The organism is Kitasatospora sp. NPDC093550 (genome assembly GCF_044764985.1).
Lineage (GTDB): Bacteria > Actinomycetota > Actinomycetes > Streptomycetales > Streptomycetaceae > Kitasatospora.
In genome coordinates, this window is record NZ_JBIWJF010000018.1 from 47380 (window position 1) to 60432 (window position 13053).

Genomic DNA, 13053 nt, shown 5'->3' on the forward strand with positions numbered 1-13053 from the left:
CTAGGCTTTCTTCATGGACCCCACGCCGGACCTCCCCGAGGCCACTCCCGAGCCGACACCCCACCGGGTGCCCGAGATCGCCTCGCTCGGCCTGGACACCCTGGTCACCGAGGTCGCCGAGCGCCTGCAGTCGGCCGCCGCCGTCACCGACCGGATGCAGCGGCTGCTGGAGGCGGTGGTCGCCATCGGCGCCGGGCTGGACCTGCACGCCACCCTGCACCGGATCGCTACCGGCGCCGCCGAACTGGTCGACGCCCGCTACGCGGCGCTCGGCGTGATCGCGCCCGGCGGCACCGGCCTGGCCGACTTCATCCACGTCGGCGTGGACGACGAGACCCGCGCCGAGATCGGCGAACTGCCCGACGGGCGCGGCATCCTCGGCGTCCTCATCGACCGCCCCGAGCCGCTGCGGCTCACCGACCTCGGCGCCGACCCGCGCTCCTCCGGGTTCCCGTCGCACCACCCGCAGATGAGGACCTTCCTGGGCGTGCCGATCCGGGTCCGCGAGGAGGTCTTCGGCAACCTCTACCTCACCGAGAAGAAGGGCGGCGGCGCCTTCACCCCCGAGGACGAGCAGGTGGTGCACGCCCTCGCCGCGGCGGCCGGCGTGGCGATCGAGAACTCCCGGCTCTACGAGGAGGGCCGCCGCCGCGAGCGCTGGATCGCGGGCGCGGCAGCCGTCACCACCGCGCTGCTCTCCGCCGAGCAGGCCGAGGCCGCGCTCACCGTCGCGGCCGAGCAGGTACGGGAGCTGGCGGACGCCGCGCTCGGCATGATCCTGCTGCCGACCGGTCCGGAGGGCGACGGCGACGGGCAGATGCGGGTCGCCCACGCCTCCGGCGAGGTGGCCGAGTTCGTCCGCGGCGAGCTGCTGCCCAAGGAGAGCTTCGGGGCCCGGTTGCTGGCGGGGGAGAGTGTCTACCTGGACGACATGTCCACCGACCCGACCGTGGTGATGCGCCTCGCCCGTCGCTTCGGCCCGTCCATGGCCGTGCCGATGGTCGCCGCGGGGCGGGTGCTCGGCGGCCTCTGCGTCTGGCGCCCGCTCGGCGCCCTGCCGTTCACCGACACCGAGAAGCAGCTCGCCGGGACCTTCGCCTCGCAGGCCGCGCTGGCCCTGCGGCTCGCCGAGGGCCAGCGGGACCAGCAGCGGCTGGCCGTCTTCCAGGACCGCGACCGGATCGCCCGCGACCTCCACGACCTGGTGATCCAGCGGCTGTTCGCCACCGGGATGATGCTGGAGAGCGCGGCCCGGCGGGCCGTCGTGCCCGAGGTGAGGACCGGCATCGGCAAGGCGGTGGACGAGCTGGACGCCACCATCCAGGAGGTCCGCACCACCATCTACGCCCTGCAGCACGACAACCACGGTGACGCGCCCGACACCCTGCGCACCCGGGTGCTGCGGGAGGCCAGCCAGGCCGCTGCGGCGCTCGGCTTCAAGCCCTCGGTGAGCTTCGTCGGGCCGGTGGAGAGCCTGGTCGGCGAGCAGACCGGCCGTCAACTCCTGGCCGCGCTGCGGGAGATGCTCTCCAACACGGCCCGGCACGCGCGGGCCTCCCGGGTCGGCGTGGAGGTCGACGCGACCGTCCACCTGGGCGACGACGGCCGGCCGGTGGGCGGCGACCCGGAGTCGCTGGACCGGGGCGGGCGGCCCGGCGTGCTGCTCAGCGTGACCGACGACGGCGTGGGCATCCCGGAGGGCGGCCGGCGCAGCGGACTGCGCAACCTGACCCGGCGCGCCGAGGCGCTGGGCGGCGACGCCTGGCACGAGCGCGGGCCCTACCGGAAGGGCACCGTGGTGCGCTGGACGGCCCGGCTCTGACCTGGTTCGCAGCCCGGCTGGGTCCGGGACGTCCCGGACCGGACCTGCGCGTTCTTCCTGGCCACCCACGACACCCCGGGCCGGATCGTCGAAGCCGGGCCGACCGAGCAGGTCTTCGGCGGTCCGCGCGACCAGCGGACCTCGGACTACGTCAACGGGCGCTTCGGATAGGGCACTTCGGGCAGGGCGCCTGGGGCGGGGCGGGCGCCTGGGGTGGGGCGCTTCGGCGGGCCGGTCGGCTCGCCCGGGTGCGTCAGCCGAGCCCGAGCAGCTCCTCCAGCACCGCCGCGACGCCGTCCTGCTCGTTGCTCACCGTGTGCTGCGCCACCGCCGCCAGCACCTGCGGGTGGGCGTTGGCGACGGCGTACGCGGTGCCGGCCCAGGCCAGCATCTCCAGGTCGTTCGGCATGTCGCCGAAGGCCACCACCTCGGTGCGGTCGATCCCGTGCCCGGCGCACCAGCGGGCCAGCGTGCTGGCCTTGGTGACGCCGGGCGCGCTGATCTCCAGCAGCGGGATCGGCGCCGAGCGGGTGATCTCGGCCAGGTGCCCGGCCGCCGCCCGGGCCTCGACCAGGAAGGTGTCCGGGTCGAGCTCCGGGTGCTTGGCCAGCAGCTTGAACAGGCCCCGGACCGGACCGTCGGGCCCCAGCAGCTCCTCGGCCGAGCCGACCGCGTGCTCCAGCTCGTCGCCCCACATCGGCACCACGTAGTCGTCCTCGCGGGCCCAGCCGTCCGGGTACTCGAAGGCGAAGGCGGTGCCGGGCAGCTTGGCCCGCAGCACCTCGACCACCGCCAGGGTGGTCTCCACCGGCAGCGGGAAGGACTCCAGCAGCTCGCCGCGCCGCACGTCCACCACCGCGCCGCCGTTCGAGCAGATCGCCACGCCGTGGCCGCCGATGTGCGGGCTCACCTGCTGCATCCAGCGCGGCGGGCGCCCGGTGACGAACACCACCTGCACCCCGGCCGCCTCGGCCGCCGCCAGCGCCGCGGCGGTGCGGTCGGTCACGGTGCCGCCGGAGCAGAGCAGGGTGCCGTCCAGATCGGTGGCGACGAGACGGGGAGCGGTGCGGGGTTCGGTCACCGGTCCATCTTCGCCCATCGGCGCCACCCGGTCACCGGCGCGGTCGGGGCCGGGGCACCGGGCGCTCCCGGGCGTTCCCGGGTGCCGTGGGGAGCCGTGCGCGGCTCGATCCGGCCCTTCGTACGAGCTTTCCGGCCGATCCGCCGCCACCCGGGGTGTCCCGGCGCGGTACGGAGGGCAGGACTGCCCACGGCCACCCCGTCGGCAGGAAGAGCCATGCCCACTCGCCAGCTCCGTGACCAGCCGCCCCCGACCGTCCGCCCCGGGTCCGTCCGCCCCGGGTCCGTCCACTCCGGGTCCGTCCACTCCGGGTCCTCCGGCCCGGACGCGAGCGACGCTGCGCGCGACCCGGTCCTGCTCGGTGACGTCCTGTTCCACACCCTCGCGGACCTCGCCCGCCGCACCGCCGCCCCCGGCCTCCCGGCCCAGCGCACCCGCCCGCACCCGTAGCCGCGTCGCCGGACGGGGGCCGGCCTGGGGAACGCCGGGGGCCGGGAGAACGCCGGGGCCGGAAAACGCCGGGGGCCTCCCGGCAGCCCGCGGTGCGAGCTGCCGGGAGGCCCCTTCACGGGCCCCGCGGCGTCCTTAGTGGAGCGCCAGCGACAGGGCCGTCGAGCCGGAGCTCGGGACGGGCAGCGCGCCCTCGAACCAGTAACCGTCGGCGCTGTGCACCTCGTGCAGCTGGCCGTCCATGATCGCCTCGATCACGCGGTCGTTCTTCGGGTTGATCTTGCCCGACAGCGCGGTGATGTTGCCGCCGATGCCGGGGATCACGCCGTCGTGCCAGCCGTCGGAGGCGCTGTAGACCTCGTGCAGCTGGTTGTTCTTGATGGCCTCGATCACGCGGACACCGGACGCGTTGTAGTTGAAGCTCAGCGTGGTGATGCCGGACAGGCCGGGGATCACGCCGTCGTGCCAGCCGTCGGCCGCGCTGTAGACCTCGTGCAGCTCGCCGTTCTTGATGGCCTCGATGACGCGGGCGCCCGAGGGGCTGTAGCTGAAGCTCATCGCGGTGATGCCGGACAGGCCGGGGATCACGCCGTCGTGCCAGCCGTCGGCCGCGCTGTAGACCTCGTGCAGCTCGCCGTCCTTGATGGCCTCGATGACGCGGGCGCCCGAGGGGCTGTAGCTGAAGCTCATCGCGGTGATGCCGGACAGGCCCGGGATCGCGCCGTCGTGCCAGCCGGTCGCGTCGGTGTAGATCTCGTGCAGCTCACCGTTCTCGATGGCCTCGATCACCCGCGCGCCGTTGGCGTTGTAGGTGAAGCTCAGCGCGGAGACGCCGGTGACGCCCGGAACGGTGCCGTCGTGCCAGCCGGTGGTGTCGGTGTAGACCTCGTGCAGCTGGCCGTTCTCCACGACCTCGATCGTCCGGTCCATGCCGGCGTCCGGGTTGCAGACCAGCTTCATGACCTTGTCGGCGTTCGGGGTGCCCAGGCCGGTGGCCATGTCGTAGCCCGAACCGGCCCAGTACAGGCCGCCCTGGATGCCGATGTCGTTGTTGCCGGAGGTGACGTCGCGCAGCGCGCCGAGACCGTGCTTGGCGGCCCAGTAGAACGCCGGGGCGATGAAGCCCACGCGGCCGGAGCAGCCCGGGTTGTTCTGGTGCGCCGTGATGGCGGCCCAGAGCGGAGCGGCGCCGCTGGTGCCGCCGATGATCATCCAGGAGCCGGCGCCGGTGGCGACCATGTAACCGGTCGCCGGGTCGGCGTCGGCGGCCACGTCGGGCACCTGGCGGCAGATGTTGGTGCCGGTGGCCTGGCAGTTGGTGGTGGTGTAGCCCGGGCCGGTGAAGCCGCCCTGGTAGGCGTTGGCCGCGAGGGACCAGCGGGAGACGCCGCCGCCGCTCGCGCCGCCGTTGCGGTTCCACACCGTCTCGGTGACGGTGCCGCCGTTGCTGCTCAGGCTGGTGCCGCCGACGCCGGTGACCAGCGGCTGGCTCGCCGGGTCGGAGGTGCTCAGCAGGTTGGTGATGTTCGCCGGAGCGCCCATGTTCTTCAGGTAGTTGCAGCCGCTGGAGCCGTCGTCACCGGAAGCCGCCACGACGGTCTGGCCCTGCAGCGCCGCCTGGAGGAAGATGTCCCGCTCGGCCGCGAGGTCGCTGCCCGCCATCACCTGGTCGCAGACGCCCCAGCTGGTGGAGACGACCTGGGCGCGGTTGTCCGAGACGATCTGGCGGTAGGTGTTCTGGATGTCCGCCTGGGTGGCGCGCGAGGCGTCCGGGCCCTGGTAGACCAGCACGTTCGCGCGGGGCGCGAGGCCGATGACGGTGTCGAGGTCCAGCGCGGTCTCGACGCCGACGCCGTTGTCGCTCGGCGGGGCCTGGACACCGCTGTTGACCCGGACCCGCTGCACCGAGGCGTTGGTGCCGTAGCAGGACTGGAAGGCGCTCAGACCGGCGTCCGAGTAGTCCTCCAGGGCGAAGATGGCGACGGTCGTGCCGTAGCCGCCGTCGGTCAGGCCGTTGAGCCCGTAGGCCGAGGCGAGCGCGGCCGGGCTGAAGTAGTCCTTGCCGTCGGTCTTGCCGCCGAACTGCATGGCCACGCCGCCGCACAGGGTCGGGTAGCCGGAGGTCGCGGCGGGGGTGGCGGCCGGGTGCGCGAGCCCGGTGGCGCCGGCGCCCTTGGCCCCGATCACGTGGTTGCTGTGCGCCTGCGCCAGGGTGTTCAGGCCGACGACGCCGGTGATCGCCCCGGCAACGTCCGAACGCACCGCGGGGGCCGCGGTGTTCAGGAATCCGGTGCGGCCGTCGGAGGTCTGGTAGCCGGCCAGCTCGACGTCGAAGGCGCGCTTGGCCTGGGCGACGGTGGTGGAGACCGGGATGGTCAGGCCGTCGGCGGCGAGGTCGCCGGGCTTCAGGCCCTGCGCGGTGAGGGCCTGCTTGACCTTGGCGACGGTGGCCGGGTCGGCGCCGAAGCGCTGCGCGAACTCACCGGTCTTCAGGAAGCGGTGGTACAGCGGCGACGACTTGTCGCTCACCGCGGCGGCCAGCGCGTTGGCGCCGGCCTCGTCACGCGACTTCAGGTGCACGCTCAGCTGCACCGGGGTGTCGTCCGCCGGAGCGGCGGTCTTGGTCGCGTCGGCCGGGATCGCGTTCGGCACGCTGCCCACGCGCTGCGTCGTGGGCGCGTCGGCGTGCGCGGCCGGCAGGCCGGCGTAGGTGACCAGAGCCGCGGTGGCTATGGCCAGGGTGGCCGCACGGGACAGCGGGTTCGCCGTCCAGAGGGGCCGGGCGTGTGGCGCCGGATGAGACATCCGCGCTCCCCCCAATGTGGATGATCAGAGGAACCCTCGAACGAGAGCCCGACGGGTGTTCTATCAGGCCGTGCCGACGCCTCCGCAAGCGAATACCCCGTTGACCCCGTCCGCGGCCGCCGGCCGTGGGTCCGGCCCCGGCGCCGCGTCCCCGTATGTCCGCTCAAGTCCCTTTGGTGACCGCGGTGGGAGCACCTCCCCCGTCGGATCGGCGGGACGAGGGGCCTTCCCCGAACCACGGCGGGGCCGCAGGCAGTCGTGCCTGCGGCCCCGCTCGGGTTCCGGGGCCGGCCCGGGATCAGGACGTGGTCAGGACGGGTCGCCGTACTGGAGACCGCGTCCGTTGGTGCCGACGTAGACGCGACCGTAGACGTCGGGGTCGCCGGTGACGAGGGCGGTTCCGGCGAAGTTGCCCCACTGGTGGGCGTCGTCGTTGACGCGGACCCAGCTGGCGCCCCCGTCGGTGGAGCGGAAGACGCCGGCGACCCCCTTCACGTGGCCGATCAGGTAGAGCGCCTGGTACGAGGCGCCCGGCGCGGCCTTGCCGAAGCCGAGGCCGGAGGCGGACTCCACCGAGGAGACCGTGCTGAAGCTGCGGCCGCCGTCGGTGGAGTGCAGCAGGCCCCTGCCGCCGGCGGAGATCCACAGGTCACCCGCGACGCCGGGGACGGCGCTGAGCTTGCCGCCGGGCAGGTTCCCGGCGCGGGCGCTGAAGTTCGCGCCACCGTCGGTGCTGGCGTAGAGGGTGCCGTTGGACAGCGAGTAGAAGGTGGCCGCCGAGGACCGGTCGGCGACGACCACGGCCCCGTTGCCCAGGCCGTTGACCTTCGACCAGCTCGCGCCCCGGTCGGTGGACCGGTACGGGGCCTGGCCGGCCTCGGTCCAGACGAAGCCGGAGCCGTCCGCCGCGATCGCGATGTGGCCGCTGTCCGCACCGGGCACCGGCTCGCCCTTGAAGCCGTTCCAGGTGTGGCCGCCGTCGGTGGAGAGGGCGCCGTCCTGCTCGCCGCCCCTGCCGACCCGGACCACCAGCGAGGGGTTGGACTGGGCGAAGTCGACGGAAGTGCTGTTGTAGATCGTCGGGTTGACCAGCCGCCCGGTGGGCTCCTTCGTCAGGTCGTCGTACACGAAGCCGCCCTGGTCGCCCAGCGAGGTGATGAGGGCGGCGGCGCCGGGCGGGGAGACCGCGTCGTACAGCGCCGTCTCCTCCAGGCCACGGGCCGGAACGGTCCAGTGGCTGGTGCCGCCGTTGTCGGTCGCGTTGGCGTCCTTGCTGCCCCACAGGCCGCTGCCGGTGCCGTACAGGACGTGCCCGGAGTCGAACGGGTCGATGGACAGGGCCGTCATCCAGTGCCCGATGCCGGTGCCGACGTACGGGGCGGCGGAGGCGTCCCGCACCGACTTGTCGGACTGGGTCTTCCAGGTCGCACCGCCGTCGGTGGAGCGGTAGAGCTCGTCCGCGGGCCACCAGCGGTCGAGGGTGGTGACCATCACCGTCGACGGCTTCTGCGGGTCGACGGCCAGGCCGGCGAACCCGTAGTTGCCCTGGGACGGGGAGACGTTCTTCCACGCTCCGCCGTTCGTCGCGTACTTCCAGACCGCACCCGCCGTCACGTTGTTGGGGCCGGGGTTGTTGGAGTACGTCACGTACAGCGAGCCGTCACCGGACAGCACGCCGTGCTGCGGCACGTAGCCGGTGGGCTGCCCGGCGACGGCCTGCCAGGTGCTGCCGCCGTCGGTGGAGCGGTAGAGGTTGGTGGACTTGTCGGCGACGCCGACGTAGACCGTCCTGCTGCCGGCCGGGCCGTACGTCACGAAGGAGATGCCCGTGCCGAAGCTCGCCCCGTCCTTGACCGGGAACGAGGAGACCTGGCTCCAGGTCGCACCGGCGTCGGTGCTGCGCCACAGGCCGTTCTTGCGGGTGCCCAGCAGCAGGGTGTCGTGGTTCGCGGGGTCGACCACCAGCCGTTCGCCCGCGCCGCGGCCGTCCTCGTTGCCGCCCAGCTTGAACGGCAGGTCGGTGCGCTGGAAGGTGCGGCCGCGGTCGGTGGAGCGCAGGATCGCGCCGTTGCCGGCCCAGTCGTTGGTGTAGGTGCCCGCCGCGAGGTAGAGCCGGTCGGGGGCGACCGGGTCGGTGGCCAGGGACTCGATGCCCAGCAGGTTCCAGTCCTTCTCGCCCACCCAGTCGGTCAGCGGGATCCACTGCTCGGCCGCGGTGTCCCAGCGGTAGGCGCCACCCATGTCGGTGCGCGCGTACAGCAGGCCCTTCTCCTTCTGGTTGAAGACCAGCCCGGTGACGTAACCGCCGCCCGCCACCGGGGCGTTCTTCCACACGTACGAGCCGTTCCCGGAGGTCTGGCTGCCGCCCGACTTCACCAGCTTCCACTGCTGGTTGGCGCCGCCCGTGCCGGGCCACTGGATGATCTGCGCGCCCCGGTCCGGGGAGTACCCGGAGACGTCCAGGGCCTGACCGCTCCTGCGGGAGGTGAGGGTGACGGCGTCGGAGCCGCTCACGTCGGCGATCTTCCACTGCTGGGAGCCCGAGGAGCGGTCCGTCTGCTGCTCGGCGGGGGCGCCCCGGTCGGTCGAGTCGCCCGCGATGCCCAGCACCTTGCCGCTGTTGCGGTTCACCAGCTCGTAGTAGCCGTCCCCGGTGGACTTCAGCTTCCACTGCTGGTTGGCGGTGTTCTGGTCGGTCCACTGCTGGATGCGGGTGCCGTCGGCGGTGGAGAAGGCGTTGACGTCCAGCACCTGGCCGCTGCGTACGGAGACCAGCCGGTAGTAGGCGCCGTCGTCGATCGTTGCGGCCTGCGACTCCTCGTGCACGAAGAAGTACGACACGGCGGCGAGGGGCACACCGAGCAGCAGAGCGGTGGCGCCCGCGCGACGGCGGTGACGCCCGCGTCGGCTGCCCTTCGGAGGGGTGCTCATGGGTAGACGTTCTCCTTGCGAACCGGTCACGGAAGAGGTGCGGATCCGGACGGCGGCACCGGCCGGATCCACCCCCTGGTGGTCACCGGCTCCGCGAAGGTTGCCGGAGGGCCGGAAATTCCTTCGGGCCGGCTCGACGAAAAAATTCCTCCCGACGGCGGCAACCTCCGTGCGCGCGGCGGCAACCGGCAGGTGACCGAGGCCCAGATCGAGGCCCACAGCGTCGGAGGGACAAGCCGTTGTCAGACCAGAACCGTGTTCATCGCCGCCGTCCGCCCACCCGCCGCGTCATCGCCGTCGCCGTGGCCCTCGCCGCCGTGGGCGCGGCCGTACCGCTGATCGCGCAGGCCGCGTTCACGCCGAACTCCGGCACGCCGACCACGCTGGGTGCGGCGGCCGCCGGCAGCGGCCGCTACTTCGGCACGGCGGTGTCCACGGGCCGGCTCGGCGACTCGACCTACTCCACCATCCTCGACCGGGAGTTCGGCACGATCACCCCGGAGAACGAGATGAAGTGGGACAGCACCGAGCCCTCCCGCGGATCGTTCAACTTCGGCCCCGCCGACGCGATCGTCAACCACGCCGCCGCACACGGCCAGAAGATGCGCGGCCACACCCTGGTGTGGCACTCCCAACTGCCCGGCTGGGTCAAGTCCATCAACGACGCCAACACGCTGCGCGGCGTGATGGACAACCACATCACCCAGGAGGCGTCCCACTACAAGGGCAAGATCTACGCCTGGGACGTGGTCAACGAGGCCTTCAGCGACGACGGCAGCGGCCGCCACCGCAGCTCGGTCTTCCAGGACGTGCTGGGCGACGGCTTCATCGAGGAGGCCTTCCGCACCGCCCGGAACGCCGACCCCGCGGCCAAGCTCTGCTACAACGACTACAACATCGAGAACTGGTCCGACGCCAAGACCCAGGGCGTCTACCGCATGGTCAAGGACTTCAAGTCCCGCGGGGTGCCCATCGACTGCGTCGGCTTCCAGAGCCACTTCGGCGCCGGCGGCGCCCCGGCGAGCTTCCGCACCACCCTGACCAACTTCGCCGCCCTCGGCGTGGACGTCCAGCTCACCGAGCTCGACATCGCCCAGGCCTCCGCCAACGCCTACACCGATGCCGTCCGGGCCTGCCTCGACGTCCCCCGCTGCACCGGCATCACCGTCTGGGGCATCCGCGACAGCGACTCCTGGCGCACCGGTGAGAACCCCCTGCTGTTCGACGGCAACGGCAACAAGAAGCCCGCCTACGGCTCGGTGCTCACCACCCTGGCGGGCGCCGGCGGCGGCACGCCGGACGGGGACATCACCTCCGGCGGCGTCTACACCCTCACGGGCGCGGCCACCGGACGCGTCCTCGACGAGCCCGCCGGCCAGAACGGCAACGGCACCCCGCTCCAGGTCTGGGACGCCAGCGGCGCCGCCAACCAGCAGTGGCGGGCCACCCGGAACGGCGACGGCTCCTACACGCTCACCAACGTCGCCAGCGGCAGGGTCCTGGACGAGCCGGGCAACCGGACGGGCAACGGGACGAAGATGCAGGTCTGGGACGCCAACAACGGCGCCAACCAGCACTGGAAGGCCGCCCGCAACAGCGACGGCTCCCACACCCTCACCAACGTCGCCAGCGGCCGAGCCCTGGAGACCCCGGGCAACCAGACCGCCAACGGCACCGCCGTCCAGATCTGGGACTCCTGGGGCGCCGCCAACCAGCACTGGACCTTCAAGCCGTCCGGGGCGCCGGCCGGCGGCAGCAGCACCTGCGCCCTGCCGTCGACGTACCACTGGTCCTCGACCGGCGCGCTCGCGCAGCCGGCCAACGGCTGGGGCGCGCTGAAGGACTTCACCGACGTCGTCTACAACGGCAAGCACCTGGTCTACGCCTCGACCGTGAACGGCTCCTCGTACGGTTCGATGGCCTTCGCCCCGTTCACCGACTGGTCGTCCATGGCCTCGGCCGGTCAGACCGGGATGAACCAGAACGCGGTGGCTCCCACCCTGTTCTACTTCGCGCCCAAGAAGATCTGGGTGCTGGCCTACCAGTGGGGCCAGTGGCCCTTCATCTACCGCACCTCCAGCGACCCGACCAACCCCAACGGCTGGTCCGCGCCGCAGCCGCTGTTCACCGGCGGCCTCCCGGGCGGTGCCGCCCCGATCGACCAGACCCTGATCGGCGACGACCAGAACATGTACCTGTTCTTCGCGGGTGACAACGGGAGCATCTACCGGGCGAGCATGCCGATCGGGAACTTCCCCGGCAACTTCGGCTCCTCGTACACGACGGTCATGACCGACAGCGTGAAGAACCTCTTCGAGGCGCCGCAGGTCTACAAGGTCAAGGACCAGAACCAGTACCTGATGATCGTCGAGGCCCGCGGCGCCAGCGAGCAGCGCTACTTCCGCTCCTTCACCGCCACCAGCCTCAACGGCTCGTGGACCCCGCAGGCGGCGAGCGAGGGCAGCCCCTTCGCCGGCAAGGCCAACAGCGGCGCCGGCTGGACCAACGACATCAGCCACGGCGACCTGGTCCGCGACAACCCGGACCAGACCATGACCATCGACCCCTGCAACCTGCGACTGCTCTACCAGGGCAAGTCCCCCGCCGCGACCGGCCCCTACGACCAGCTGCCCTGGCGGCCGGGCCTCCTCACCCTCCAGCGCTGACCGGTCTCAGCGGTCGCGGGCGCTCCACCGGGGGAGGACGGCGAGCGCCTGGTTGCGGTACCCGTCCTGTCCGGTGATCTCCGCCCCGAACCAGGCGGGCGGTTCGAACGTCTCGGCCACGGCGAGCGAGGCGAACTCGACCTCGACGGTCCGCAGGCCCTCCAGCCGGCCCCGGTACTCGTCCAGGGCGGCGACGGCCGAACCGATCGGCACGGCGGCGCGCGTCTTCTCCAGGCGCGCGCCGTCCGTCGCCGGCCACAACTCGGCGAACTGCTCCCGGTGGAGCTCCACCTCGTACTCGGAGCGCAGGACGCCCGCACCCTCCTTGACGGTCAGGAAGAACCGGTCACCGTGGCTCCGGAGGCGGACCTCCTTCCGGCCGATCGTCACATAGCCCTGGAGGATCCGCTCCGCCCGCGGCAGGGGCGGTTCCAGCGCCGGACGGTCCGCCAGGAACTTGCGTTCGATCTCGATACCCACGACGTTCTCCTCACTGCCGAGCCGAGCCGGTCGGCGCGGCTCACACCAGGTTCCAGGTCCCGTGCCGTCGTGCCTGCCCGGTCATCCGCGCGAACAGCACCAGGCCGACGGCGCCCCAGGCCAGCCCCACGAGGCACTCGATGCCGAGCGCCCGCCAGTCGACCCGGCCGTGCGCCAGGTAGGCCATGGCGGCGTCCATCGCATGGCTCAGCGGCAGTACGGACGAGATGCCCCGGACGAACGCCGGCAGCCGGTCGACCGGGACGAACGCGCCCGAGACGACGGTCAGGACCGCTTGGCCGATGTTCGCGGGAGTGAACGTGTCGCGCAGGGCGACGGCCAGCGCGGCCAGCACGATCCCCATGCCCACGCCGCCGATCGACGCCGCGAGGGCGCTGAGCAGCAGGGAGAACCCGTCCTCCGGCGAGATCGCCACACCGAAGACGGTCGCGCTCGCCAGGAAGGTGACCGAGGCACTGAGCAGTCCGTCCACCGCATGGGTCACGGACTTGCCGAGCATGCTGGCGAGCAGACCCTGCGGGGACGACAGCCACGCGCTGAGCGTTCCGTAGAAGCGCTCGTTGGTGACGGCGAGGGTGACGCCGAACACCGCCGCGGCGGTCACCGCCATCAGCGCCCCGCCGACCACCGGCCGCTCGACCGCGCCGCCGGAATGCTCGGCGACCGTGCCGAAGAGCAGCGCGGCGAAAATGGGCGAGAGAAATCGCGACGCCACGTATCCGGCCGGGTTGAGCCAGGTGAAAAGCGCCCGGTAGGAGAGTTGCGCCGACAGCCAGAACCTACGCATGGTGAACTCC

8 protein-coding genes are annotated in these 13053 nt (G+C 72.4%); 3 read left to right on the forward strand and 5 right to left on the reverse strand.

Annotated features, from left to right (window positions below; translation table 11 throughout):
• Positions 1–13: 13 nt before the first annotated feature.
• Positions 14–1822: a GAF domain-containing protein gene (locus ACIRD3_RS26780; protein ID WP_402221382.1), complete on the forward strand. Its 1809-nt coding sequence runs from the start codon at positions 14–16 to the stop codon at positions 1820–1822.
• 253 nt (positions 1823–2075) lie between these two features.
• On the opposite strand, the gene ACIRD3_RS26785 is transcribed toward ACIRD3_RS26780, so the two are convergent.
• Positions 2076–2921, reverse strand: coding sequence for an HAD family hydrolase (locus ACIRD3_RS26785; RefSeq protein WP_402221385.1), 846 nt, complete (start codon positions 2919–2921; stop codon positions 2076–2078).
• Positions 2922–3119: 198 nt separating this feature from the next.
• Here ACIRD3_RS26785 and ACIRD3_RS26790 point away from each other — a divergent pair, with 198 nt between their 5' ends.
• Positions 3120–3353, forward strand: a complete 234-nt coding sequence (locus ACIRD3_RS26790; protein ID WP_402221388.1) for a hypothetical protein — start codon at positions 3120–3122, stop codon at positions 3351–3353.
• A gap of 135 nt (positions 3354–3488) precedes the next feature.
• Here ACIRD3_RS26790 and ACIRD3_RS26795 read toward each other — a convergent pair whose 3' ends face one another.
• Complete coding sequence (locus ACIRD3_RS26795) at positions 3489–6158, reverse strand: protease pro-enzyme activation domain-containing protein (RefSeq protein WP_402221389.1); 2670 nt, start codon at positions 6156–6158, stop codon at positions 3489–3491.
• 309 nt (positions 6159–6467) lie between these two features.
• Positions 6468–9089, reverse strand: a complete 2622-nt coding sequence (locus ACIRD3_RS26800) for an RICIN domain-containing protein (protein ID WP_402221392.1) — start codon at positions 9087–9089, stop codon at positions 6468–6470.
• Positions 9090–9328: 239 nt separating this feature from the next.
• Here ACIRD3_RS26800 and ACIRD3_RS26805 point away from each other — a divergent pair, with 239 nt between their 5' ends.
• Entirely contained in the window at positions 9329–11755 is a 2427-nt protein-coding gene (locus ACIRD3_RS26805) for a non-reducing end alpha-L-arabinofuranosidase family hydrolase (protein ID WP_402221393.1), read from the forward strand.
• Between the two features lie 6 nt (positions 11756–11761).
• On the opposite strand, the gene ACIRD3_RS26810 is transcribed toward ACIRD3_RS26805, so the two are convergent.
• Together ACIRD3_RS26810 and ACIRD3_RS26815 are read right to left on the reverse strand one after the other, a co-directional pair.
• Positions 11762–12235, reverse strand: a complete 474-nt coding sequence (locus ACIRD3_RS26810; protein ID WP_402221396.1) for a CYTH domain-containing protein — start codon at positions 12233–12235, stop codon at positions 11762–11764.
• A 40-nt stretch (positions 12236–12275) separates the two neighbouring features.
• Complete coding sequence (locus ACIRD3_RS26815) at positions 12276–13043, reverse strand: ABC transporter permease (protein WP_402221399.1); 768 nt, start codon at positions 13041–13043, stop codon at positions 12276–12278.
• Positions 13044–13053 lie beyond the last annotated feature (10 nt).

Bases quoted from the DNA above. Each gene is read 5' to 3' on its own strand.
- ACIRD3_RS26780 (WP_402221382.1), top strand. From the start codon at position 14: ATGGACCCCACGCCGGACCTCCCCGAGGCCACTCCCGAGCCGACACCC.
- ACIRD3_RS26785 (WP_402221385.1), bottom strand. From the start codon at position 2,921: ATGGGCGAAGATGGACCGGTGACCGAACCCCGCACCGCTCCCCGTCTC.
- ACIRD3_RS26790 (WP_402221388.1), top strand. From the start codon at position 3,120: ATGCCCACTCGCCAGCTCCGTGACCAGCCGCCCCCGACCGTCCGCCCC.
- ACIRD3_RS26795 (WP_402221389.1), bottom strand. From the start codon at position 6,158: ATGTCTCATCCGGCGCCACACGCCCGGCCCCTCTGGACGGCGAACCCG.
- ACIRD3_RS26800 (WP_402221392.1), bottom strand. From the start codon at position 9,089: ATGAGCACCCCTCCGAAGGGCAGCCGACGCGGGCGTCACCGCCGTCGC.
- ACIRD3_RS26815 (WP_402221399.1), bottom strand. From the start codon at position 13,043: ATGCGTAGGTTCTGGCTGTCGGCGCAACTCTCCTACCGGGCGCTTTTC.